The organism is Segatella asaccharophila (genome assembly GCF_054687055.1).
On sequence record NZ_BAACAN010000002.1, the window covers coordinates 39,609 to 62,663 of the forward strand.

General features: G+C 47.2%; 18 protein-coding genes and 4 tRNA genes. 14 read left to right on the forward strand and 8 right to left on the reverse strand.

Annotated features, from left to right (window positions below):
* Nucleotides 1-3 precede the first annotated feature (3 nt).
* From ACYRYG_RS01500 to ACYRYG_RS01515, 4 genes are all read left to right on the forward strand, one after another.
* The gene (locus ACYRYG_RS01500; protein ID WP_293417069.1) at nt 4-1,218 is read left to right on the forward strand and encodes a GDP-L-fucose synthase family protein; all 1,215 of its coding nucleotides are present in this window, start codon (nt 4-6) and stop codon (nt 1,216-1,218) included.
* A 472-nt stretch (nt 1,219-1,690) separates the two neighbouring features.
* Complete coding sequence (locus ACYRYG_RS01505; protein ID WP_294076776.1) at nt 1,691-2,053, forward strand: DUF3761 domain-containing protein; 363 nt, start codon at nt 1,691-1,693, stop codon at nt 2,051-2,053.
* Nucleotides 2,054-2,867: 814 nt separating this feature from the next.
* A complete protein-coding gene (locus ACYRYG_RS01510; RefSeq protein ID WP_293417079.1) occupies nt 2,868-4,280 on the forward strand; it encodes an undecaprenyl-phosphate glucose phosphotransferase in 1,413 nt (470 codons plus the stop codon).
* 214 nt (nt 4,281-4,494) lie between these two features.
* A complete protein-coding gene (locus ACYRYG_RS01515; RefSeq protein ID WP_293417081.1) occupies nt 4,495-5,883 on the forward strand; it encodes a right-handed parallel beta-helix repeat-containing protein in 1,389 nt (462 codons plus the stop codon).
* Between the two features lie 903 nt (nt 5,884-6,786).
* Here the strand turns inward: ACYRYG_RS01515 and ACYRYG_RS01520 are convergent.
* Nucleotides 6,787-7,278 (reverse strand): hypothetical protein, encoded by a 492-nt coding sequence (locus ACYRYG_RS01520; RefSeq protein ID WP_293433433.1) that lies wholly within the window; start codon nt 7,276-7,278, stop codon nt 6,787-6,789.
* A gap of 332 nt (nt 7,279-7,610) precedes the next feature.
* Here ACYRYG_RS01520 and ACYRYG_RS01525 point away from each other — a divergent pair, with 332 nt between their 5' ends.
* The 3 genes from ACYRYG_RS01525 to ACYRYG_RS01535 all read left to right on the forward strand — a co-directional run bounded on the left by ACYRYG_RS01525 (nt 7,611) and on the right by ACYRYG_RS01535 (nt 10,923).
* Nucleotides 7,611-8,681, forward strand: a complete 1,071-nt coding sequence (locus ACYRYG_RS01525; RefSeq protein WP_460197406.1) for a helix-turn-helix domain-containing protein — start codon at nt 7,611-7,613, stop codon at nt 8,679-8,681.
* A gap of 308 nt (nt 8,682-8,989) precedes the next feature.
* Complete coding sequence (locus ACYRYG_RS01530) at nt 8,990-10,513, forward strand: capsule assembly Wzi family protein (protein ID WP_460197407.1); 1,524 nt, start codon at nt 8,990-8,992, stop codon at nt 10,511-10,513.
* Nucleotides 10,510-10,923 (forward strand): lipocalin-like domain-containing protein, encoded by a 414-nt coding sequence (locus ACYRYG_RS01535; RefSeq protein WP_460197408.1) that lies wholly within the window; start codon nt 10,510-10,512, stop codon nt 10,921-10,923. Before ACYRYG_RS01530 ends, ACYRYG_RS01535 begins: the two co-directional genes overlap by 4 nt.
* A gap of 43 nt (nt 10,924-10,966) precedes the next feature.
* On the opposite strand, the gene ACYRYG_RS01540 is transcribed toward ACYRYG_RS01535, so the two are convergent.
* Nucleotides 10,967-11,872 carry a helix-turn-helix domain-containing protein gene (locus tag ACYRYG_RS01540; protein WP_460197410.1) on the reverse strand — a complete coding sequence of 302 codons (906 nt, stop codon included), beginning with the start codon at nt 11,870-11,872 and terminating at the stop codon, nt 10,967-10,969.
* A gap of 159 nt (nt 11,873-12,031) precedes the next feature.
* Here ACYRYG_RS01540 and ACYRYG_RS01545 point away from each other — a divergent pair, with 159 nt between their 5' ends.
* Genes ACYRYG_RS01545 through ACYRYG_RS01565 form a run of 5 tightly spaced genes read left to right on the forward strand, consistent with a single transcriptional unit; the run spans nt 12,032 to nt 17,802 of the window.
* On the forward strand, nt 12,032-13,276 hold the full coding sequence (locus tag ACYRYG_RS01545; RefSeq protein ID WP_293426504.1) for a TolC family protein: 1,245 nt from the start codon (nt 12,032-12,034) through the stop codon (nt 13,274-13,276).
* A 1-nt stretch (nt 13,277) separates the two neighbouring features.
* On the forward strand, nt 13,278-14,171 hold the full coding sequence (locus ACYRYG_RS01550; protein WP_460197411.1) for an HlyD family secretion protein: 894 nt from the start codon (nt 13,278-13,280) through the stop codon (nt 14,169-14,171).
* Between the two features lies 1 nt (nt 14,172).
* Nucleotides 14,173-15,639 carry an ATP-binding cassette domain-containing protein gene (locus ACYRYG_RS01555; protein ID WP_298671828.1) on the forward strand — a complete coding sequence of 489 codons (1,467 nt, stop codon included), beginning with the start codon at nt 14,173-14,175 and terminating at the stop codon, nt 15,637-15,639.
* 10 nt (nt 15,640-15,649) lie between these two features.
* Nucleotides 15,650-16,717 carry an ABC transporter permease gene (locus ACYRYG_RS01560; RefSeq protein ID WP_293442830.1) on the forward strand — a complete coding sequence of 356 codons (1,068 nt, stop codon included), beginning with the start codon at nt 15,650-15,652 and terminating at the stop codon, nt 16,715-16,717.
* Nucleotides 16,714-17,802 (forward strand): ABC transporter permease, encoded by a 1,089-nt coding sequence (locus tag ACYRYG_RS01565; RefSeq protein WP_460197414.1) that lies wholly within the window; start codon nt 16,714-16,716, stop codon nt 17,800-17,802. Before ACYRYG_RS01560 ends, ACYRYG_RS01565 begins: the two co-directional genes overlap by 4 nt.
* 120 nt (nt 17,803-17,922) lie before the next feature.
* On the opposite strand, the gene ACYRYG_RS01570 is transcribed toward ACYRYG_RS01565, so the two are convergent.
* The 3 genes from ACYRYG_RS01570 to ACYRYG_RS01580 form a co-directional block, all read right to left on the reverse strand.
* A tRNA-Lys gene (locus ACYRYG_RS01570) sits at nt 17,923-17,995 on the reverse strand.
* Between the two features lie 28 nt (nt 17,996-18,023).
* Nucleotides 18,024-18,096: transfer RNA gene (locus tag ACYRYG_RS01575), tRNA-Lys, on the reverse strand.
* 170 nt (nt 18,097-18,266) lie between these two features.
* Nucleotides 18,267-19,892 carry a glycoside hydrolase family 10-like protein gene (locus ACYRYG_RS01580; RefSeq protein WP_293426516.1) on the reverse strand — a complete coding sequence of 542 codons (1,626 nt, stop codon included), beginning with the start codon at nt 19,890-19,892 and terminating at the stop codon, nt 18,267-18,269.
* Nucleotides 19,893-20,103: 211 nt separating this feature from the next.
* On the opposite strand from ACYRYG_RS01580, the gene recR reads away from it, so the two are divergent.
* Both recR and ACYRYG_RS01590 read left to right on the forward strand, forming a co-directional pair.
* The gene (gene recR / locus ACYRYG_RS01585; RefSeq protein WP_293416627.1) at nt 20,104-20,715 is read left to right on the forward strand and encodes a recombination mediator RecR; all 612 of its coding nucleotides are present in this window, start codon (nt 20,104-20,106) and stop codon (nt 20,713-20,715) included.
* Nucleotide 20,716: 1 nt separating this feature from the next.
* Complete coding sequence (locus ACYRYG_RS01590; RefSeq protein WP_293416625.1) at nt 20,717-21,163, forward strand: hypothetical protein; 447 nt, start codon at nt 20,717-20,719, stop codon at nt 21,161-21,163.
* Nucleotides 21,164-21,245: 82 nt separating this feature from the next.
* On the opposite strand, the gene ACYRYG_RS01595 is transcribed toward ACYRYG_RS01590, so the two are convergent.
* The 3 genes from ACYRYG_RS01595 to ACYRYG_RS01605 all read right to left on the reverse strand — a co-directional run bounded on the left by ACYRYG_RS01595 (nt 21,246) and on the right by ACYRYG_RS01605 (nt 22,937).
* A tRNA-Asp gene (locus tag ACYRYG_RS01595) sits at nt 21,246-21,319 on the reverse strand.
* 27 nt (nt 21,320-21,346) lie between these two features.
* Nucleotides 21,347-21,420: transfer RNA gene (locus ACYRYG_RS01600), tRNA-Asp, on the reverse strand.
* A gap of 185 nt (nt 21,421-21,605) precedes the next feature.
* Nucleotides 21,606-22,937 (reverse strand): NADP-specific glutamate dehydrogenase, encoded by a 1,332-nt coding sequence (locus ACYRYG_RS01605; protein WP_460197416.1) that lies wholly within the window; start codon nt 22,935-22,937, stop codon nt 21,606-21,608.
* Nucleotides 22,938-23,055 lie beyond the last annotated feature (118 nt).

The window sequence follows — 23,055 nt, forward strand, 5'->3', positions numbered from 1 at the left end:
ATCATGTCATTATTGGATAAGAATAGTAAGATTTATGTAGCAGGTCACCACGGCCTCGTGGGTTCGGCGATATGGAAGAACCTTGAGTCCCGGGGTTATCATAACCTGGTGGGGCGTACCCACCGTGAACTGGACCTGACGGATCAGGATGCGGTGAAGTCTTTCTTTGACCGGGAGCGTCCTGATGCCGTGGTGCTGGCGGCTGCCTTCGTGGGCGGTATCATGGCCAACTCGCTGTATCGTGCGGACTTCATCATGCAGAACATGAAGATGCAGTGCAATGTCATCTCCAATGCCTACAGCCATCACGTGAAGAAACTCCTGTTCCTGGGTTCGACGTGTATCTATCCTAAGGATGCCCCTCAGCCGATGAAGGAGGATGAACTCCTGACTTCCCCGCTGGAATATACGAATGAGGAGTATGCGATCTCGAAGATCGCGGGGCTGAAGATGTGCGAGAGCTATAACCTTCAGTATGGAACCAATTATATCGCCGTGATGCCCACCAATCTCTATGGGCCGAATGACAATTTCCACCTGGAGAACTCCCATGTGATGCCGGCCATGATGCGTAAGATCTACCTCTCTAAACTTCTGCACGATGACAATTGGGATGCGGTACGGACGGATATGGACAAGCGTCCTGTCAATCCGGACAGCAAGCTGGCTGCCACGATAGGGGAAGGCAACGTAGATGGTAACAATCCTAAGGAGAGGATTCTCAAGGCGCTGGCATTCTATGGCATCGAAAACAATAAGGTGACCCTGTGGGGAACCGGAAAGCCTTTACGGGAGTTTCTCTGGAGTGAGGATATGGCGGATGCGAGTGTGTACCTGCTGTTGAATGTGGACTTCAAGGACATCATCGGCATCGAAAAATATTCGAGCGTGTTCTATGGCGTGAAGACGGACGGTCCGGTCAACCGCAATAACAGTGAGGGCAGAGGCGGTGCCATCCCGTCGCTGGGTGAGATCCGCAACTGCCATATCAATGTGGGTACAGGCAAGGAACTGACTATCCGGGCACTGAGTGAACTGGTAGCAAAGACAGTAGGTTTTGAAGGTCAGATTATCTTTGATTCTTCCAAACCGGACGGTGTGATGCGCAAACTCATTGATGTGAGCAAACTCCACCGGCTGGGCTGGCATCATCAGGTAGAAATTGAAGATGGCGTCCAACGGCTCTACGAGTGGTATCGCAAAAGTCTTTCAGAATAAATGAGGATCCGGAGTGATCGTCACTCCGGTACCTTTTTGATAATGTTAGATGTTAGCGGTATTTTGCCTATAGATAATAAGATTTTGGCAGTATTAATATGTAAGAGAATTCTTAGGCCTGTATTTTCCCGAAAAACCAGAGGGAAAGGTTATAAGTGATTATAGCGGGTGTTGCAATATCCTCATTATAGTCTCGTCATGACGGTTATGAATAATTTCATTGCAGCAGATAGTGCCGTGAAGGGGATTAGAACAAGAAAATGCTATTGAAAGTATCATCAATGATCCTGTATTCCTGTTGAAAATAAGGTGTTCTTGACATTATTGAAATACGGTTGCTAAGATTCTGTTAATTGGATATTTACTAATTCACACATGGCATATAGATATTTCCTTTTTTTTACTTGCATTTGCATTCTCCCTCCTGTGTCCTGCGCAGACAGGGGTGAGGTACACCACTATCTGCCTGAATATGCGGAAGTCTGCAACGGCGAAATCTGCCGTTGTCACCCGGCTGCCTAAAGGAACAAAAGTTACCGTAGAAGATGACTGTAATTGCAAATGGATCCCGGTATCTTATAGAGGCAACATCGGATATGTCTCTTCACGGTATCTCAGTAAACGCCATATTCGTGTTACAGATAGACAGCCCTATGCGACGGGCTCAATAAGGTATTACAACAATTCTTCAGGCAGACGGATTCAGTCACCCACCCGTTACAATACCGTCCCGGCAGGGGCAACAGCTCTCTGTAATGATGGTACCTATAGTTTCAGTCAGAGCCATAGAGGTACCTGCTCTCACCATGGTGGAGTGCGGAAATGGTTCAAATGAGCGTTTCTGTTCAAATTATTTCTCATCGTAGGATTATCTTGATGTTTTTATCTTTGGTGATGGTAATATCGTTGGGTTGTTCAATGATTCCTGAGAGGAGACACAAAAGAATACTAAGAAGAAATATGGACAATTGATTAGAGAAAAATGCAGGGTTAAACTTCTGGAGTGGTATTCCATTTTCATGATTAATCGTTTCTTGAGGATAGATGGTCAACTTATCGAGGAAGGAACAAGATCTTTTTAATTTTTTCCGTGATATTCGGCCTGCGGGATGACCGGATGCTGGTGCCTCTGGAGGATAGGGAAGGGTGTCTGACGGGGGAGGTTCCGAAGGGTCCGTATATCATTCTGCTTTATTATTTGTCCGTAAACCTCGTTTAGGGTTTCGATTAAATTAACAAAAATAGTTGTTTCTATTGATTGATTTTCTTTTCCATAAAAAACACGATAATTCATTGCTCGTTTCCATTTTATTTGCTATCTTTGAACCATTGATCTTACCGGAGTACTTCAGGATTGTGGGGGATTACCTCTTTGCCTCTTGCTTCGGCTTCTCTCGTACGACAGCTCTTCACCCTAATCTGAACAGCCGCTAAAAAATAATAGATCTAAGAATTCCTGAGTTATTTGGGAGTACCGGAAAGAGGTGTTTTGTGTAGACCGATAACAGTGCAGATGTATCGGATGTGTTGGACGGGAGATGCAAGAGTATTGCTGAATAGTACGGGGATTTTTTAAAACCGAAGTCTGATGCTGAGAAAATACTGTTTCTTGCTATCGGAAAACAAAAATAAATCAGTAGATCCTAATTATGTCATCTCATGTACATGAACTAAGCAACCGGAACGGCAGTCTGCTGAGAGGCTTGGTGACTGTGGCGGATCTGCTATTCCTGAACATTTACACGTGGGTTTTTACGGAGGCTGTCAACTCTCCGCTTACGAGGATTAAGAGTTTCTGGCTGGTGATCTGTTTTGCTTATTTGATCAGCATTCATTTTTTCCCGCCGGTTTTCCATCTGCGTCAGTCTACCAATCTGTCGGTGACCGGCAGACTGATCAAGACCTGGACGTTCTTCATGGTGCTGTCCCTGAGTTGTGTGTGTTTCCTGCATTGCACGGTTCTTTTGAACTGGTATTACTGGATCCTGTATTACGGCCTGTTCTTCATTCTTTTCTCCATGGGTCATCTGGCCGGACGGAGGATGTTGCTGGCATACCGGAGGCGGAAGGGCGTGAAACATGAGGTGCTGTTCGTGGGACAGAGCTCGAACCTGGAGGACCTGTATGCGGCGATGCGGGATGACGCGTCTTACAATTACTGCCTGAAAGGTTATTTCGCCGATGCTCCGAAGGAGGACTTTCTGGAAGGGATTCCTTACCTCGGAGGTGTATCTGAGGTGAATGCCTGGCTGGACGGTTATCCCGGCAGAATCTCTGCCGTGTATTGCAGTCTGCCTTCTGCGAGGGCAGAGGAGATACGGCAGTTGATCGAATGCTGCACGTATCACGTGGTGCTGTTCTATAGTGTTCCGAACGTTCGTAATTATCTGAAGCGGAAGATGAACATGGCTCTCTACGGTGATGTGCCGGTGCTGTATATCAGTGAGATTCCGCTGAACCGTCCGGTTAATAAGTTTTTTAAGCGTGTGTTTGACGTGGTCGTGTCGGGGATGTTTCTGTTGTGCCTTTTTCCGTGGATCTATCTGATTGTAGGTGCAATCATCAAACTCACAATGCCGGGGCCGGTGTTCTTCAGACAGAGGCGGACCGGGCTGGACGGCAGGGATTTCTGGTGCTATAAGTTCCGTAGCATGAAGGTGAATGATGAGGCGGACAGTGTCCAGGCGACTAAGGATGACCCGAGGAAGACGGAGTTTGGTAATTTCATGCGGCATACGAATATCGATGAACTGCCGCAGTTCTGGAACGTGTTCACGGGCACGATGTCAATTGTGGGCCCTCGTCCTCACATGCTCAGTCATACGAAAATTTACTCTCAGCTTATTTCCAAATATATGGTGCGTCATTTCGTGAAACCTGGGATCACTGGCTGGGCTCAGGTGACCGGCTGTCGTGGGGAAACGCACGAACTGTGGCAGATGGAGGAAAGGGTGAAAAAGGACCTTTGGTATATCGAGAACTGGTCATTCCTCCTGGACTTGAAGATTATCTGGCTGACGGTCTGGAACGTGATCTCGGAAAAGAACGGCGAAGCCTACTGAAGGGACGGGATGCTTTGCTTTAGGGTCAACTGAATAAATGTGGTTGACATTTATTTTACTGATGATCAGTGAGATGTATCGCTTGGTATTTACGGCTCAATTAACAGGAATCGAGTTAATAAAGGTAAAATGTTATGAGTCTTTCAGATTTAATTCTTAATTTTGACTCGTACTTAATAAGATAACTACTAAAACAATCACTAACATAAAAACAATGAAAAAAGTAATCTGTTACTTGGATTTCTTCAGTTGCGTTGTACTCTTGTGTAGTTGTGGAGATCATGGTGTATCTGCTGTAAGTCAGCCGATTGTGAATAACCCTGTGGTGAATACAAATGCGATTTTTGTTTCTCCTACAGGAAATGATCATAACAAAGGTACGATAGATTCACCTATTGCTTCATTTGCTCATGCCCAGGATATTGCTTCACCTGGTGACACCGTTTATTTCCGTGGTGGTACGTACAAGGTCAATACCTATACAGATATACAGGAGTCCCTTTATGCTTGTATTTTTGATTTGACCAAGAGTGGGACAGAAAGTAAACCTATCTGCTATTTCGGGTATCCGGGCGAACGGCCGGTATTTGATTTCTCGGATGTGAAACCCGTAGGATACAGGGTGGCGGGATTCTATATCCATGCAGATTATCTGCATCTGAAGAATTTTGATGTTATTGGCACCCAGGTCACGATCACTACACATACACAATCGGAGGGGGTTACTATCCGCCGTGGAAATCATGATAATGTGATTGAAGATATAGCCGTACATGACGGGATGGGCATCGGATTTTATGTTACTAAGGGTAGTAATAACCTTTTTCTGAACTGCGATGCTTATAACAACTATGACTGTGTATCTGAAGGTGGTATAGGCGGCAATACTGATGGATTTGGATGCCATGTGCGTGCAGAGGATACCGGAAATGTTTTCCGAGGGTGCAGGGCATGGTGTAACAGTGATGATGGATATGATTGTATCAACAATTATGCTTCGGTGGTTTTCGATCATTGCTGGTCGTTTTATAATGGGTATAAGAATTTTAGTAATTTAAGTGAAGGTGATGGCAATGGTTTCAAGGGGGGAGGCTATGGCCTAAGGGCGTTGCCTGCAGAAATTAAAGCTCCTGTGAATACTATTGAGAACTGCATCGCTTATCATAACAAGGCCAATGGTTTTTATGCTAACCATCATCTCAATGGTGATGATTGGTATAATAATACCGCTTGTTATAATAAGTATAATTTCTGCATGGTAAACCAGAAGTCCTGGGATGATGCTGTGGATGTGGACGGCTATGATCATGTACTGGTCAATAATATAGCACTTTCCGGAGTAAAAGGAAATTTTACTCAAATTGATCAGACGAAGTGTACGATCGTGAATAATTCTTTTTTGCCTTACGATTATTCTCCGTCTTCTGGTGATTTTGAAAACACCACTGATTATCAGCAGTTGACAGGACCGCGGAAAGCAGACGGCAGTTTGCCTGATCTGACATTCCTCCTTTTAAAGAAAAGCAGTCCTTTATATAATAAGCAAATGGGATACCAGTTTGATTTCAAGTCTACTAACTATGCAAAGGGTATCCTTCCTTGATGCAGAGGATCGGAGTTTTCTGTGATCAGTTCTGAACTGATAATAATGGAGACGTGCCAGATTGGTAACTTCGTGAGGAGAAGTAGCATTAGTACAGGCATACTCGGCTATTTCTAACGAGTAAGAAATCAATTGATTTTTTATTTCCTGAAAAAAGCATCGGTTCAACGGACCGGTGCTTTTTAGTTAAAAGGGGCATTATTCTAAAAGGACCTGATCTTAAAATTAGATATACAAAAGATGCTCCTCTAATTTTCTAGCCTTCTGCATCATAATATTTTCTGATGTATTTCTATATGAAATTGAAACTTTTGATGTTTTTTTAGACGTTTCCCGGTTCCAGTAGTAATTTAGATGATACAACCGTAAGTGGTTTAATCCTTATCCCATTTCATTTCTTCATGAGTTTTATGAGTATGCATAAAAAGACTGCCGTTTGCTGTTTTTCCCATAATTGACCCTTGATGGTGTCAATCTCCTTTTGATCTGATCTGAATGAAGGCATATCCTATGCACCACAGTGTTAACTCCGATGCACTATAGCATCGATCGCGATGTACCATTGGGATGAGCTGGATGCACCATACAGGGTGGCTGAATGCACCATAGAGATGATGCAGATGCACCATTGGGGTGGGTGACGGGTGATAATAATTCCTGATGGGAGAGGCGGAATTTGACGGCTATCCCGGATAATGGAGATGTCTTTTACTTTATGACCATCTGGAGAGTGTATCAAAACTCTATTTTTGAAAGACCTTACTCATAATCTGTAAGCGGATAATGGTAAGGCCCAATAAGAGCCATATCTTTCCCATATCTATATGGGTTAAATATGGCTTTTATCTTTGTTAATTACGATTCGTAACATGTAGGGGATCGTAATTCCATTTTGACTCACCTTCAGGTATCGGCCGGATGATGGTTCAGATGCAACCCTTTCAGTTGGTTGTCCTTCCTTGCCTTGGCCGCCACATTAAAATAGTGGGCGAGTTTGAACCATCGCTTGGTGCCGGGAAGGGTCCTGAAGGCGGAGCAGATGAAATGGAAGAAACCATCCCGCTCTGGGAAAGGTTTCATTGACTTCTTCAGCTTCAGGTATTCGGGACTGGCATTATGGACAATGAGTTGGATGACCGTGTTCTCCATCCTGCTCGGCACACAACCCAGGTCCGTGATCCTGCCGAAATCAAACCGGTCATCGCCGATAGCATAATGGGTGAACAGCTGTTGCATTTCAGACCTGAACCTGCGGTCGTGGTTCATGTATTCGTTAAGGTCATCAAAGATGAATGATTTGTTGAAATAGCGTCTGTAGATGGCGCGTGATACACTGGGTGAAGTCAGTTGTACTTCACCGATCTGCTCTTCCTCTTCGGTTAAAGTATTCTCCATGTTGTTAGGTTTAAAGGTTTAGATATTTCCTCAGAATTCCTCTTTTCGTCTGAGTGTTTTTTAATACCGGCCTATAATAATACTTTTTTTTGAGAAACAAGCACGTTTAAGCATATTTTTATGCTTTTATGCAGTTTTTTTGCAGAATATGCTCTTCCTACCACTTTGGATATGGAGAAGGCTAAGGAATATGATGATGGATGTGCATAGTGCTATCCTGATAGCAATCATGATAAACAGGAATGATTATCATAGTTTTATAAAAAACTTAAGGAAAAGGTTGACAATGTGCGGAAATATTAGTAGTTTTGTAAACTAAAGGAAGAAGAGCTATGTCAGCAGAAATGGAATTGAGAAAACTATTCGGTCAAAGACTTAGGAACGCCCGGGTTATGAGAGGCTTTTCTATGGATGGGTTGTGCAAGAGAATGGGGAACAGAGTTTCCAAACAGGCCATTTCCAAATATGAGGGTGGAAAAATGTTTCCTGATTCTTCTGTACATATTGCTTTGGCTGATGCTTTGGGAGTGAAGGCAGACTATTTTGTGCGTCCGTTTCATGATCCGTTGAAGTGTATAGAATTTCGCAAGAAGTCAGGATTGGGAATCAGACAGACAGAGTCTATCCGTGAAACGGTAAGGGACCGGATAGAACGATATTCGGAGATAGAAAAGATTTTCGGGATTGATTCTGAATTTGAGTATTCTCTATCTTCTGACAAGATCAAGGACCAGAAGGATGTGATGGATCTGGCAGAGAAGGTCAGACATGACTGGAATTTAGGCGAAGAGGGCATACCGTCTGTCATTGAATTACTTGAGAACCACCAAATTAAAGTGATAGAAATTGAGGCCTTGGATGCTTTTGACGGGATGTGCGGTCTTGTTGATGATCATCGGCCTATAATCGTATTGAACCAGCATTATACGGTAGAGAGAAAGCGATTGACTGCTTTACATGAGTTGGGACATATCCTGCTCCATTTCCGGGAGGGAACAGAACTAAAGGAAAAGGAACATTTGTGCTCTACCTTTGCCAATGAACTGCTGATCCCTGCTAAGGTTTTTCTGGATATAATTGGCAATAAACGGCATGATATTTCTCTTAAGGAACTGAGGGATATCCAACTTAGATTTGGCGTGTCTGTGGATGCGCTCATGTTTAAGGCAAAATACCTGGACATTATCAGTGAACTGCGGTATCGGTATTTTTGTATGATGAAGAATAGAGACAAACGGTTTAAGAAGGAAGTGGAACGAAGTGTTTATCATTCTGATCAGTCAAATCGCTTTTCCCGTTTGGTCTATAAAGCTTTGGCTTGTGACCTCATTTCTTATTCTAAGGCAGCTGTACTGCTTGACTGTTCTTTAGAGGACGTGCGGAAAGAACTTGAACTCGTATGAGATGAATATTGTCATTAATGATGCTAATGTATTTGATCAGTTGGTGGAGTGTCGTGTTCTCTCAAGATCCAGAGCTGTCTCTAAGCTTAAGGAACTGGCTGCATCGAATCATCGTTTACCCTTAAAACTGATCAAAGCCAGGATAGAAGCCTGGCAAAAATAAAAGGCTCATGATCTTCCTCTCAGTACCTCTCAAGAGATGTAGAAGAATCCCAGACTGTCTCTTGATGCGGGGCTGGTCCATGATGTAAGAACGCCGGGTGCGGAACAGGGGATTGAGGGCCGAGATGGGATTGATGGTAAAAGATATGGAATATAGAATATTTCTTTTCTTATGGAGTTGTTGCGTGCCGGCAATCATGTGGGCACAGGAGGCCGGATATAAGGTAGAGGCCCAAAGCTCATGGTCTGACCGGGTGACGCCGCTCTGGCTGAACGCAAATAAGTACGGTTTGTCCTCACTGGAGAGATCCAACGGATATTTCCTGGCAGGAATTGAGAAAAAGGACAGCATTCCGGGGATTCGGAAGATCTCGTGGGGAGGCGGCATGGAAATGGCAGCGACCTATAACTATACTTCCACGCTGGTCCTGCAACAGGCTTACGTGGAGGGGAGATGGCTGCATGGGGCATTGACCGTCGGAGCGAAGGAATATCCGCTGCAGCTCAAGAATGCAAACTTATCATCGGGCTCACAGGCCCTGGGGATCAACGCCCGGCCGGTGCCTCAGGTAAGGATTGCGCTGCCGGAATACACGAAGATATGGAGATGGCTCTATATCAAGGGACATATCGCATACGGGATGTTTACGGATGATGCCTGGCAGAGGAAGTTTACGGGCAAGCATTCGATGTATTGCCAGCAGGTGCTCTACCATTCCAAGGCCGGGTATCTGAGGGTGGGGGATCCGGAACGACCCCTGACCGTGGAGCTGGGCCTGGAGATGGCTACCCAGTTTGGTGGCAGGAGTTATACCCCCGGCAGCGGAGTGGTGAAGGGAGGCGATGGCCTGAAAGACTGCTGGAACGTGTTCTGGGGCGACGGTGGTGATCCCGGTGAGGGGAAGTTTGCCAATGCAGAAGGTAATCAGTTAGGCAGCTGGGTCGGCCGGATCCGTTATGACCAGCCCTCCTACGACATCTCCTTCTATTGGGATCACTATTTCGAGGACCATTCCCAGATGTTCTTCCTGGACTATGACGGTTATGGCCATGGCAGTGAGTGGAACGAGAAGAAGAAATGGAAGTTTTATCTTTATGATTTCAAGGATATTATGCTGGGATCGGAACTGAATCTGAAAAGGGGCACCTGGCTGAGAGATGTGGTGGCAGAATACCTGTATACCAAATATCAGAGCGGACCGATCTATCACGACCATGGCACGCTGGAGTCCTATCATATTGCCGGTGACGATGACTACTGCAACCACCATATTTACTGTTCCTGGCAGCACTGGGGACAGGTGATGGGAAACCCGCTGTTCCGCTCCCCTCTCTATAACAGTGATCACCGTAACCGCGTGGAGGACAACCGCTTTGTAGCGTGGCATTTCGGTTTCGACGGTTGTCTGAATGCACGGATGGATGAAAGGGGAGAGATCCTTCCTGACCATCTGCTGTCCTATCGTGTCCTGGCTACCTTCCAGAAGGGTTGGGGGACATACACGGGACCGTATCTGCCCGTGAGGAAGGATTTCAGCATGATGCTTGAACTGAATTATGCCCTTAGCCATGGGTGGGTGGTCAAAGGTGCCCTCGGGCTGGATGCCGGTGGGATCTATGGCAACAACAAAGGTTTTCAATTGTCGGTGGTAAAGATCGGAATTTTATGAGAAAACTATTGTATCTGATTTTAGGAGTTATAGTGCTGGCTTCCTGCGACCTGCATACTTACAGTAACGGGAAACTGGATGGGTTCTGGCATCTCAAGGAAATAGATACGCTGAGTACGGGAGGGGTGGAAGACCTGTCCCGGACCGCATGTTTCTGGGGAGTGGAAGGCAAACTCATCAATGTTGGAAATGGGAATATCTTCTTCCTTCATCAACGGTACAGGGATACGCTGAGGCTCTATCATCCTTATATCCATGACTGGCATGAGGAATCCCTGCTGAAGAATACTGACCTGGTAAAGGCTTTTGGCATCAATTTTCTGGATGACCGTTTCAAGATCCTTCACCTGAATGAGAACAGTATGATCTTACGTGACAGTCTGTTGCAACTCGATTTCGAGAAGTACTGATCCCGATGGTTCTCCCTAACGGACGAGAAGAGGTTACGGCAAATCAACTGTTTTCCCGATACTTTTTGGGAGTAGTCCCGGTCAGCCGCTTAAAGAACCTGCTGAAAAAACTATCATTAGAGAAATGCAGTTGGTCTGCTATCTGGGTTATCTGTTTGTCACTGTGCTTCAACAGCACTTTGATTTCCGTTATAGCTGCACGGTCAATCCATTCTTTTGCGGTAATCCCACTTACATTTTTAATTATTGATCCTAAATATCTCTGAGATAAACACATCTTATCAGCATAATAATCAAGTTGACGCTCTATACCATTGGAACGGTTCACTAAATAGATGAATTTGTTGAAAATATCCCTCTCTCTGGATTTCGTCCGGTCTTCACTCTTATTATATTTGACAAACAGATAATTATAATAATGGATCAAGGCACTTATCATATCTCCAACCAATTCTTGATCGCTGTTTAACAAGGTTGCTACACTCCATAACATTGCCAGCAAATTCTTGAATATGGTTATTTCTTCTTCTGAAGGTATCAGATGGACATCATACATATCAAATGTCATCAATGAAGGAACATTACCATGCAAAGATATATTTAGTAAATCGTTTGGAATAGTAAAACCTTCAAGGTCAAAATCATCTGAATAATGATTTATCTGCATAATGCTCTCACTACTTATATACATCAACATGCCTTTTTTGATATGACAGGGTATAAGGTTGATGATGACATCGGCTTCGCCCGATTTGATGTATCCCATACGCATATCTTCAAATCGCAAAGGTATATTATTTTCAAATACTTTCTTTATCCCTTGTACAGCATTCAGTGTCACTCCAAAGCCACTGCCCGCAAAAGGCTCTGAATCAGAGTGGCCAGCTTTCTCTTCTATCATCTTGCGAAACCGGGAGAAGGTAATCCTTTTGAGTTGTTCTTTTTCCATCTTGATCTCCTGTAATAAGACACAAAGATAATAAATAATGCCCATATTTCACTATGAAAGCATTATAATCATACAAAAAGAACATTTTTTACTCTCAAAAGATAACAGGAAAGTGTGCTTTTCATCCTATATTTGCAACCTCAATCATATACGGATAAGATGAAACGACAATTATTCCTAGTATTGTTTGTGGCAATGGCAGTAAACGGTTTTGCAAAACTGACAATCGGCCAGTGCCACCAGTGGGCGCATGACAATTATCCAGCAATCAAAAGATATAACCTGATTGCACAGAGTTGTGATTTTACGGTCAGCAACGCCCTTAAAGGCTATATGCCGACGGTAAAAGTAAGCACCGGCGCAAATGCCTTCACGGACCTCATCAGTCTGCCGCCACAATTACAGTCGGCGACCGGCAGCATGAAAAATGACATGGCAGATGTGGACGTGCAGGTGAACCAAACCCTGTATGACGGCGGAGCCATTCAGGCTAAGAAACACCTGACACAGGCTCAGGCCGATGTTGACAAGGGCAGACTTAATGTGACGATGTATGCGATCAATGACCGCATTAACCAACTCTTTTTCGGTATTCTTATTCTAAATGAACAGATCAGGCAGAATCTGATCCTGCAGGATGATCTTTCTGTCAGTCTGAAGACCATAGAAGATATGATCAAGGGCGGCCTGGCCAGCCAGACGGATGCAGACCTGATCAGGGTAGAGCAGATCAAAGACCAGCAGGCGGAAAAGAGCCTGCGCATGTCCCGGCAGACCTACCTGGGTATGCTTGGGACCTTCATCGGGCGGAAGTTGGATGACCAGACGGTTCTGGAAATACCGGAACAGGAATACAGCCAACTGTCCTCACCGTCAAACAGGCCCGAGTTAGCGTTCTATGACGCCCAGGATCATCTGCTCGATGTCCAGAAAGAATCGGTCAATGCCCGGATCAGGCCCAGGCTCAGCGCTTTCGGCCTTGGAATGTACCACAGCCAGGTTTCAAGTTTGATGAAGAATCATCTCTTTGCAGCCGGGATAACGTTAAGTTGGAACCTGTCCGCATTTTACACCCATAAGAATGATTTGCGTAATATAGAAGTCCAACGCCAGGAGATAGAGAACGACCGGGAGACATTCCTGTTTGATACCCATCTGCAAAGTCAGAACGTCAACGGTAAGATACAGGACCTGCAGCAGCAGATCCAGCAAGATCAGCAGATCATTGCCCTGAGGGAACGTATATACGGTAAGTCAGCAAATAAGGTGGAGAATGGCACGGAGACCACGAACGAGTTGGTGAGAGATGTCAATGCCGTGAATCAGGCCCGGCAGCAAAAGGCAGTCCATGAAATATTATTATTGCAAGAAATCTATCAATTAAAGAACATTAATAACGATTAAGATGAATACGCCAAAGATATTGATTCTGGCAGTGGTGGCAACCCTTGCAGCCTGCGGCAGGAAAGATAAAGGGTATGATGCTACAGGCACTTTTGAAGCAACGGAAGTAACCGTGTCGGCAGAGCAAAATGGCCAACTGATGCAATTCAATGCAGAAGAAGGCAGCCAACTGAGGAAGGGGCAGCAGGTAGGGCTTATAGACACGGTACAGTTGGCTTTGAAGGCGCGCCAGTTAGGTGCTACCATGCAGTCGATTGCCTGCCAGCGTCCGGATGTCCAGACCCAGATAGCAGCAACACGCCAGCAACTGATTAAAGCGGAGCAGGAACAAGAGCGGTTTGAAAAACTCGTGAAAGGTGGAGCCGCGAACAGCAAGCAACTTGATGATGCGGCTTCTTCCGTCAGGGTCTTAAGGCGCCAGCTGGCTGCCCAGATCTCATCACTGAGCAACAACACCAGGGCTCTCAACTCACAGATCAGTGCCACCGACATACAGAAATACCAGATATTGGACCAACTCATGAAGTGTCATATCGTATCTCCCATTGACGGTACGGTACTGGAAAAGTACACCGAGCAGGGGGAGTTTGCGACGATCGGCAAGCCACTCTTCAAGATTGCTGATATAAAACACATATTCCTGCGGGCATACCTCACCTCACGGCAGTTGGAGAAGGTCAGGATCGGACAGAGAGTAAAGGTTATGGCGGACTATGGGGACCAGAAGCGCAGAACCTACGAAGGTACGGTCACCTGGATTTCAGCCAGTTCGGAGTTTACCCCTAAAACCATCCTTACCGATGATGAGCGGGCCGACCTGGTGTATGCCGTGAAAATAGCAGTGATCAATGACGGGTACATCAAGATAGGGATGTATGGAGAAATGAAATTATAAGATGAAAGCAATAGAAGTACAGGGCCTGTCCAAGAGCTACGGTGATAAGTCTGCGTTACAGGAGGTATCGTTTGACGTCGATGAAGGGGAAGTCTTTGGGATCATAGGACCCGACGGCGCCGGAAAGACCACCTTGTTCCGCACGATGACCACACTGCTGCTGCCAGATGCCGGCACCGTCAGGATAGAAGGCCTGGATGCCGTCAAGGAGATGAAGAAGATACGGCAGTGCGTGGGATACATGCCGGGGACCTTCTCACTCTACCAGGACCTTACCGTTGAAGAAAATCTTAAGTTTTTCGCAGATCTCTTTGATACCACCATCGAGGAAGGGTATGACACCATCAAAGCCATCTATTCGCAGATAGAACCCTTCAAGGACCGCAGGGCAGGAGCACTCTCCGGAGGGATGAAACAAAAGCTCGCACTCTCCTGCGCACTTATCCATCAGCCCCGTGTCCTTTTCCTTGACGAACCGACGACCGGTGTTGACCCCGTCTCCCGCAAAGAACTATGGCAGATGCTCTCCACCTTGAGAGAGCGCGGTATAACCATTGTTGCCGCAACCCCTTACCTGGATGAGATCCGCCGTTGTGACCGGGTGGCATTCCTTGACCAGGGGCATATCCGCGGGACCGGCAGTCCCGATCAGATACTGGTGGAATTCTCTGAAACATTGAATCCGCCACACTTGAAGAGAGATGAGGAGGCCGTCCTTATGGACAACCGGCATGAGGAGGTCATCAAAGTAGAGCATCTCGTCAAGGCTTTCGGCACATTCCGTGCTGTTGATGACATCTCTTTTTCCGTACACCGCGGAGAGATCTTCGGGTTCCTGGGAGCCAACGGCGCAGGGAAGACCACTGCGATGCATGTCCTGACCGGACTGAGCCAGCCGACAAGCGGCCATGGGACGGTCGCCGGGTATGATATTTCTACCCAGTACGAACAGATCAAACGCCATATCGGATATATGAGTCAGAAGTTTTCCCTTTACGAAGATTTAACGGTCGCCCAGAATATAAGATTATTTGGTGGCATCTACGGAATGAAGAAGAAGGAGATCTCCCGGAAGACCGATCACATCCTCCGGGATTTGGGGCTCTCCGGCAGCAGGAATGCCGTCGTGAGCTCCCTTCCCCTGGGCTGGAAACAGAAGTTGGCCTTTTCCATCAGCATCTTTCATGACCCGGAAGTTGTCTTCCTGGATGAACCGACCGGTGGTGTTGATCCGGCCACGCGCCGCCAGTTCTGGCAACTGATCTATGATGCCGCCCGCCGTGGCATCACCGTTTTCGTGACCACCCATTATATGGATGAGGCCGAATATTGTGACCGCATCTCCATCATGGTCGACGGTCAGATAAAAGCCCTCGATACCCCCGAAGGGTTAAAGAAGAAGTTCCACTTTCAGGATATGGACCACGTATTCACCTTCCTTGCCCGGCAGGCCAGGAGAAGAGATTAAAACAACAGACATGAAACGATTCCTCTCTTTCATCAAAAAAGAAACCAAGCATATCTTACGCGACCACAGGACCATGCTGATCCTCTTCGGCATGCCGGTGGTGATGATGTTCCTTTTCGGCTTTGCCATCAGGACGGACGTGAAGAATGTCAACCTCATTGCGGTGACCTCGGAGATGGATGACCAGACGCAGAAAATCCTTGACAGGATCAACGCATCTGAGTATTTCACCATCAAATACTGTGTGGCAACGACCGATGAGGCTCAGCAACTCATGCGTGACAACAAGGCAAACATGGCCGTTGTCTTCAATGACAATTTTGCCGGCAGGCGCTATGACGGCAGTGCCAGGATGCAGGTGATCGCTGATAATACCGATCCCAACATGGCCGAACTGGAAAATGTGTATATCCAGCAAACCATCACGAACGGAAAGCCGCCAGTGATCACGCGCCTGCTCTACAACCCGCAGATGAAAAGTTCCTATAATTTCGTCCCCGGCATCATGGGCATGCTGCTGATGATCATCTGTGCGATGATGACATCCGTAAGCATCGTAAAGGAAAAAGAGCAGGGGACGATGGAAGTGATACTGGTCTCTCCCGTGAGGCCCATCATCATTATCGTAGCGAAGGCCGTACCGTATATGATCCTGTCCCTCATCATTCTGACCTGTATCCTTCTCATCTCAAAATATATATTATTGGTACCCATAGCAGGCAGCATAACCGCAATCTTCGGTGTCTCCCTGTTGTATATTCTGTTAGCCCTGTCACTGGGACTGCTGATCAGCGTGATTGCCCGGACCCAGGTTGCGGCATTGCTCATCTCAGGCATGATCCTGCTCATGCCAAGCATGATGCTTTCCGGCATGATCTATCCTGTGGAGAGTATGCCGCGTATCCTGCAATATCTTGCCGACATCGTCCCGGCGCGGTGGTACATAGCCGCTATCCGCAAACTCATGATCATGGGCGTCGGGGTCAATATGATCTATCAGGAGCTGACCGTGCTCGCCATGATGACAGGAATACTGCTGACGATCTCACTCAAGAAATTTAAGACAAGACTGGAATGATACTGACTTATCTCATACAAAAGGAATTTATACAAATCCGGCACAATAAGTTCCTGCCGAGGATGATCCTGATTTTCCCCGTCGTAATCATGTGCGTGATCCCCTGGGTCACGAACCTTGAAGTAAAGAATATCCATATCTCCATCGTAGATAATGACCATTCCTCGCTCTCCCGGCTCCTCACCGACCGCATAGAAGCCTCACATTATTTCAAGTTCAGTGGCATGGCGCCGAACTACTCGGAAGGGTTGGATAAGGTAGAAAGGAGTGATGCCGACATCGTCGCTGTCATCCCCTGGCACTATGAACGTGATCTGGTTAATGGGAAATCTCCTCAGATATTCATTGCTGCCAATGCCGTGAATGGGACCAAAGGTGGTATAGGATCAGGATACCTGTCCCGGATCGTTCTCCAGAACATCGAAGAGTACCAGATGTCCTCAGCCCCGTCTCCTATCTCTACGATGGACCTGTTCAATCCGCATAAGGATTACAAACTCTATATGATACCCGCACTGATGGCCATACTCATTGTCCTTATATGCGGGTTTATGCCCGCGTTGAATATCGTAGGTGAAAAGGAAGCCGGTACCATCGAACAGATCAATGTCACTCCCGTAAGTAAATGGTCGTTTATTCTGGCTAAGCTCATCCCTTACTGGATCATTGCGATGTTTGTCATGACCGTTTGCTTCCTCCTGTCCTGGTTGGTTTATGACATCACCCCCGCAGGCAATGTTGCCCTTCTTTATCTGCTGGCCATGCTGCTTGCACTCATATTCAGCGGCATGGGACTCATCGTATCCAATTACAGCGATGCCATGCAACAGGCCATGTTTGTCATGTGGTTTATAATGGTCTGCATGATCCTGCTAAGTGGTATGTTCACTCCGGTAAGCAGTATGCCCAACTGGGCACAGGACCTGACGCTCCTCAATCCTATGAGGTATTTTATTGATGCCATGCGGAATGTCTTTGTCCGTGGGGGAGGACTGCCCAGCATTTATCTGCAAACGGCAGCTCTGTCTGGTTTTGCGGTCGTGATGGATTTATGGGCTGTGGTAAGTTATAAGAAAAACAAATAACGGAAGTCGCCCGCTTGAGCCGGTTTCCGTTGTGCCCGCTAAACCCTGTCTTTCTGGGAAATCCCGGAAAGACTTACAGACCCTCAAAAGGGCAGGAATCTTGAATTTTTATCTGGAGTGTGCGCCCTTAGGGATTCGAACCCTAGACCCACTGATTAAGAGTCAGTTGCTCTACCAACTGAGCTAAGGGCGCAAGAGATGCAATTCCGGCTGGAGATTTGTGCGCCCTTAGGGATTCGAACCCTAGACCCACTGATTAAGAGTCAGTTGCTCTACCAACTGAGCTAAGGGCGCAAACTGTTCCTTCGAAAAGAATCAAAGGCTGTCAGCTTTGAATTGCGAGTGCAAAGGTAGTGAGATTTTCAGAGACTACCAAACTTTTGTCATACTTTTTTCTCATGCCGTGGCTTTTCCCGTGTTTCTTCCGTTCTCCTGTCAGGGGCGGGGGAGGCTGGTCCGGGAGGTTAGTATGCGGGCCTGCTGATGAGAAAAGTTCCCAGGCGGTGGGCGATCTTCCTGTTGTTCAAGGAGTAGAGCGTGTATATGCCATTAGGGATGCCACGGACGCTGACGATCCCTCCCCGCGTAGGGACAGCGGCAATGATCTGTCCCTGCAGGGTCTTGATCATGACCGTCTGCACCTCTTCTTCTCCATCCCTCTCCGGCGGCAACTGCAGCCGGTTGCCATCACAAGTCAGCAGAGGAATGCTCCGGAATATTTTCCGGCTTTTGTCGTGTGGCGGGATGAGCTCCCGTCCATACCGGTCCATGGGGACGATGATACAATTCGACTTCCCCAGTTGTCTGCGGCATTTCTCCATCTGCGATTCCGGTAGGCGGATGGCTACGAGGTTACGTGCATCATTTATGTCGATGGGGTGGGAACCGGCATAAATATTATAGGTTGTATCCGTCGGAACGGTTCTCTCCCATGTCATCGGCGGCACGAGAGCAGGATAGCGGTTGAAATCATCCGTTATAAAAGTATAGATTCCCTGAGTATTGTCCGTCAGGAACTTGCTCCTGAAGAAAGCCTGTCCCAGCCCGAAGCGGCGGATCTGGAACAGTTCACGGGTGATGTCCCCCAGGCTCCAGTCGCCTTCCCCGGGATTGAGGAAATAGATGCCGAGTCCCGGAGCAATCATTTTCTGATCACTTTGTTCAGCCCAGTCTATTGCAAACGGGAAGAACTGGTTATCCCGGAAATACATCATCGGGAACAGTTCATCCATGAGCCCGCTCCGGAGCCATCCCTGCGCATCCTGGCAGACCCTGTCATAGGCATTCCATCCATGGCTCCCATAGCGGGATAGATCCTCGAATTTCCCGACAGGAGAACAACTCATCTTTACCCATGGCTTTTCCGTTTTTACGGCATCATGGATCTTCCTGACGATTGAGGTGATATAGTTCCTGGCGGCATCGTGGCTGACACGGATGGACCAGTTTTCCGGGTAGCGGATATAGTCAAGGTTGATGCCGTCAATATCATAGCGGTGCGTGATTTCCGCGCAGATCTCCGCCAGATAGTCTCCTGTGCGCGGGTCCTCCGGGTTCATGTATCCCTCTGGGCCGATGCGCCTGATGAGTCCCGGAAAGCGTCTGCGGAGCATCCGGCAGCCGAGTTGGTTCCATTTCCCCACCGGCATGGCCACGATCCAGGCATGGACTTCCATCCCCCTTTTATGACATTCATTGATGGCAAAGGCCAACGCATCATACCCCGGGCTCTTCCCCGGGAACCCCGAGAGGCATCCGTCCCATGGCTCATACCGCGAAGGGTAGATCACCGTGCCGCGGATACGGGTCTGGAGGATTACCGTGTTGATATTTGCCTGTTTCAACCGGTCGAGGATGTTCCTCAGCTCCTCTTTCTGCTTTTCCATGGAACGGGCAGACTGGGAATAAGAGTGCGGCCAGTCAAGACCTCCCATGGTCGTGAGCCAGACCGCCCTGACCTCATACTTAGGCGTTCCGAAAGAGAGGACGGCATCCCACGGAGAAGGCTTCCCGCCGTCCCCTTCAGGAGTTTTTGCGGAAGTTGTGATCACGAAGGATAAAAAGAACAGGAACAGATAGAATCGGCGCATTTTATTTTTATTTGGCCACAAAGGTACTGATAATTTTCCTTTTTCCAAATTAAATTCTTAATTTTGCAAGGCGTACACCGATTACTTGATCAGACTGTAAAGATACCTTTTGTCTTGAGCCTTGCCGCTCTTCCTGCAGGTCACATCTTCTATGGTACATTCCATTGATTTCCGGTTACTGAGAGAGTAAATGAAAGAGGAACAGCTAAGTATGGAACAACAATATCCTTCAAAACTTTTGGAGAAGGCCGTATCAGAATTTGCCAGACTGCCGGGAGTAGGCCGGAAGACTGCCTTACGTCTGGTCCTGTATCTGCTCCGGCAGAGCAATGATTCCGTTGACGAGTTTACCAGTGCCATCTCCCATCTGAAGAAGGATGTAAAATACTGCAAGGTCTGTCACAATATCAGTGATACGGATATTTGTCCCATTTGTTCAGATCCCCGCCGTGATGCCTCAACTGTCTGCATCGTAGAGAATGTACAGGACGTGATGGCCATAGAGAACACGATGCAGTACCATGGCCTTTATCACGTGTTAGGGGGCATGATCTCTCCCGTTGACGGCATCGGGCCGGGGGATATAGAGATCGATTCCCTGATCAGGCGGGTGTCCGGTGGCGGTATCAAGGAAGTGATCTTTGCCTTGAGCAGTACGATGGAGGGAGATACGACTAATTTTTACATCTCGCGGAAATTAGCTCCCTTTCATGTCCGTATGAGTGTCATTGCAAGAGGGATCTCTGTGGGGAATGAAATAGAATATACGGATGAGGTAACCCTTGGCCGTTCGATAGTGAGTCGTACACCTTTTGAAAAATAATATGGAAAGAGTTCAGAAACAATTGATGATCAGTTTTATCGGTCTGATGTTATTGTCAATATTGCTGGTGGTAGCAGGTGAGTCAGGGATAGCCTTTTTCACCTTCAGCTTCCGGGGTACCGGGCATTCCGGACAGGCACAGTTTATCTGGCAGGCTTTGCTGGAAATTACCACCATAGGGGTGATTCCCCTGGCCCTGAGGCTGTTCAAGTTTAAAAAAGTTCATCAGGATCTGGTCTCAAGGAGAGAGAAAGCCTTGCTGAAGTGGGGGCAAGTACGGATATGGCTCCTTTTCCTGCCCCTTCTTCTCGATGTGATCTTCTATTATGCCTCGATGGCCCCCGGGTTCGGATATATGGCGATCATTCTGTTCCTTTGCTCCTTCTTTATTATTCCCACCAAGGGAAGGTGTACAGAAGATGTAGAAAAAGACCTGGAGAAGAAATAAGAATAGCGGCCCTGGCTCCACGGAGGCTGGCAGAATGGGCTACAAACAAAAAACCTTCAAGAGAGGATCTTGAAGGCTGAAGCGGTACGTATGAGACTCGGACTCATGACCTCCTGCGTGACAGGCAGGCATTCTAACCAACTGAACTAACGTACCAGTGTGCAATGATGGAGCGGAAAAGGGCGGTACGTATGAGACTCGGACTCATGACCTCCTGCGTGACAGGCAGGCATTCTAACCAACTGAACTAACGTACCTCGTACGTGCTCTTGGATCAATTGCGAGTGCAAAGGTAGGAATTTTATTCTATATATCCAAATATATCCTTTATTTTTTTGCCCAAAGAATGTGAAAAGTCGTTCAGAAAAGCGAAAGAGCTGCCGTCAGCAGACAGCAGTCCTTCGATAATCAGCATTTTTATCCTTCACGCCATGCCCGATCATCATATCCCCTGCGCCATCATCGCACGGGCCACTTTCAGGAATCCTGCGACATTAGCACCCTTGACGTAATTGATATAGCCATCCGGCTCTGTACCATATCTGACACAGTCGTCATGGATATGATCCATGATCTCCCGGAGTTTGTCATCTACTTCCTTACGGGTCCATTTCAGTCGTTCTGAATTCTGTGTCATTTCGAGGCCGGAGGTAGCCACACCACCTGCATTGCTGGCTTTTCCGGGGCTGTAGAGGAGATGAGCATCCTGGAAAACCCTGACAGCCTCCGGGAGGACGGGCATATTAGCTCCCTCGCTTACGGCAATCACCCCATTGCGGACTAATGTTTTTGCCTCCTCTTCATTGATCTCGTTCTGGGTGGCACACGGAGTAGCTATATCCGCTTTTTCAGACCAGGGCTTTTCTCCTTTTATATATCTGGCCCCGTATTTCCCGGCATATTCACAGATACGTCCCCGTTGCTTGTTTTTCAGTTCCATGATGAACCTGAGTTTTTCCTCATTGATGCCATCCGGGTCATAGATATATCCATCCGAATCAGAGCAGGTTACCGGTTTTGCCCCCTTCTGGATCAACTTCTCCATGGTATACTGTGCCACATTTCCTGCCCCGGAGACCAGTACCGTCTTTCCTTCAAGGCGCTCACCACGTGTCCTGAGCATGTCTTCCAGGAAATAGACATTGCCATAGCCCGTTGCTTCCGGCCGGATGAGCGACCCGCCATATTCGAGTGCCTTTCCTGTGAGGATGCCCGTGTATTGGTGAGTGAGTTTTTTGTATTGTCCGAACAGGTAGCCGATTTCACGGCCCCCCACGCCAATATCACCGGCAGGGACATCTTCGTCAGGTCCGATATAATGGTAAAGTTCGTTCATGAAGGCCTGGCAGAAGCGCATGATTTCTCCCTCACTTCTTCCCCGGGAAGAGAAATCCGATCCTCCCTTGGCACCGCCCATCGGCAGGGTGGTAAGCGCATTCTTGAAAGTCTGTTCGAAAGCCAGGAATTTCAAGATGCTCTGGTTGACTGACGGATGGAACCGCAGGCCTCCCTTATAAGGGCCGATCGCATTATTATGCTGGACACGATAGCCCATATTTGTCTGCACCCGTCCCTCATCATCCACCCAGTTTACCCGGAACTGGATAATACGGTCCGGGATGCACAGGCGTTCGATGAGGTTAGCTGCCTCAAATTCCGGATGCCTGTTATATTCTTCCTGTATGGTTTTCAGAACCTGGCTGACGGCCTCGATATATTCCGGTTCTCCCGGAAACTTTGTCAGCAACTGCTTTACGATTTCTTGTTCTTCCATAATTCTTTCTGTTTAGATTATTAAAATATTTGAGTTTGCTGCTACAAAGGTAAACTTTTTTTAAATACAGCGGTTAAGTGAAGGATAAAAAATGATGGAAATCCTGGCAGGAGGTCAT

What these genes read in the sequence shown, in the direction of transcription:
- ACYRYG_RS01500 (WP_293417069.1), top strand. Translation starts at nt 4, where the DNA reads ATGTCATTATTGGATAAGAATAGTAAGATTTATGTAGCAGGTCACCAC.
- ACYRYG_RS01505 (WP_294076776.1), top strand. Translation starts at nt 1,691, where the DNA reads ATGCGGAAGTCTGCAACGGCGAAATCTGCCGTTGTCACCCGGCTGCCT.
- ACYRYG_RS01510 (WP_293417079.1), top strand. Translation starts at nt 2,868, where the DNA reads ATGTCATCTCATGTACATGAACTAAGCAACCGGAACGGCAGTCTGCTG.
- ACYRYG_RS01515 (WP_293417081.1), top strand. Translation starts at nt 4,495, where the DNA reads ATGAAAAAAGTAATCTGTTACTTGGATTTCTTCAGTTGCGTTGTACTC.
- ACYRYG_RS01520 (WP_293433433.1), bottom strand. Translation starts at nt 7,278, where the DNA reads ATGGAGAATACTTTAACCGAAGAGGAAGAGCAGATCGGTGAAGTACAA.
- ACYRYG_RS01525 (WP_460197406.1), top strand. Translation starts at nt 7,611, where the DNA reads ATGTCAGCAGAAATGGAATTGAGAAAACTATTCGGTCAAAGACTTAGG.
- ACYRYG_RS01530 (WP_460197407.1), top strand. Translation starts at nt 8,990, where the DNA reads ATGGAATATAGAATATTTCTTTTCTTATGGAGTTGTTGCGTGCCGGCA.
- ACYRYG_RS01535 (WP_460197408.1), top strand. Translation starts at nt 10,510, where the DNA reads ATGAGAAAACTATTGTATCTGATTTTAGGAGTTATAGTGCTGGCTTCC.
- ACYRYG_RS01540 (WP_460197410.1), bottom strand. Translation starts at nt 11,872, where the DNA reads ATGGAAAAAGAACAACTCAAAAGGATTACCTTCTCCCGGTTTCGCAAG.
- ACYRYG_RS01545 (WP_293426504.1), top strand. Translation starts at nt 12,032, where the DNA reads ATGAAACGACAATTATTCCTAGTATTGTTTGTGGCAATGGCAGTAAAC.
- ACYRYG_RS01550 (WP_460197411.1), top strand. Translation starts at nt 13,278, where the DNA reads ATGAATACGCCAAAGATATTGATTCTGGCAGTGGTGGCAACCCTTGCA.
- ACYRYG_RS01555 (WP_298671828.1), top strand. Translation starts at nt 14,173, where the DNA reads ATGAAAGCAATAGAAGTACAGGGCCTGTCCAAGAGCTACGGTGATAAG.
- ACYRYG_RS01560 (WP_293442830.1), top strand. Translation starts at nt 15,650, where the DNA reads ATGAAACGATTCCTCTCTTTCATCAAAAAAGAAACCAAGCATATCTTA.
- ACYRYG_RS01565 (WP_460197414.1), top strand. Translation starts at nt 16,714, where the DNA reads ATGATACTGACTTATCTCATACAAAAGGAATTTATACAAATCCGGCAC.
- ACYRYG_RS01580 (WP_293426516.1), bottom strand. Translation starts at nt 19,892, where the DNA reads ATGCGCCGATTCTATCTGTTCCTGTTCTTTTTATCCTTCGTGATCACA.
- recR (WP_293416627.1), top strand. Translation starts at nt 20,104, where the DNA reads ATGGAACAACAATATCCTTCAAAACTTTTGGAGAAGGCCGTATCAGAA.
- ACYRYG_RS01590 (WP_293416625.1), top strand. Translation starts at nt 20,717, where the DNA reads ATGGAAAGAGTTCAGAAACAATTGATGATCAGTTTTATCGGTCTGATG.
- ACYRYG_RS01605 (WP_460197416.1), bottom strand. Translation starts at nt 22,937, where the DNA reads ATGGAAGAACAAGAAATCGTAAAGCAGTTGCTGACAAAGTTTCCGGGA.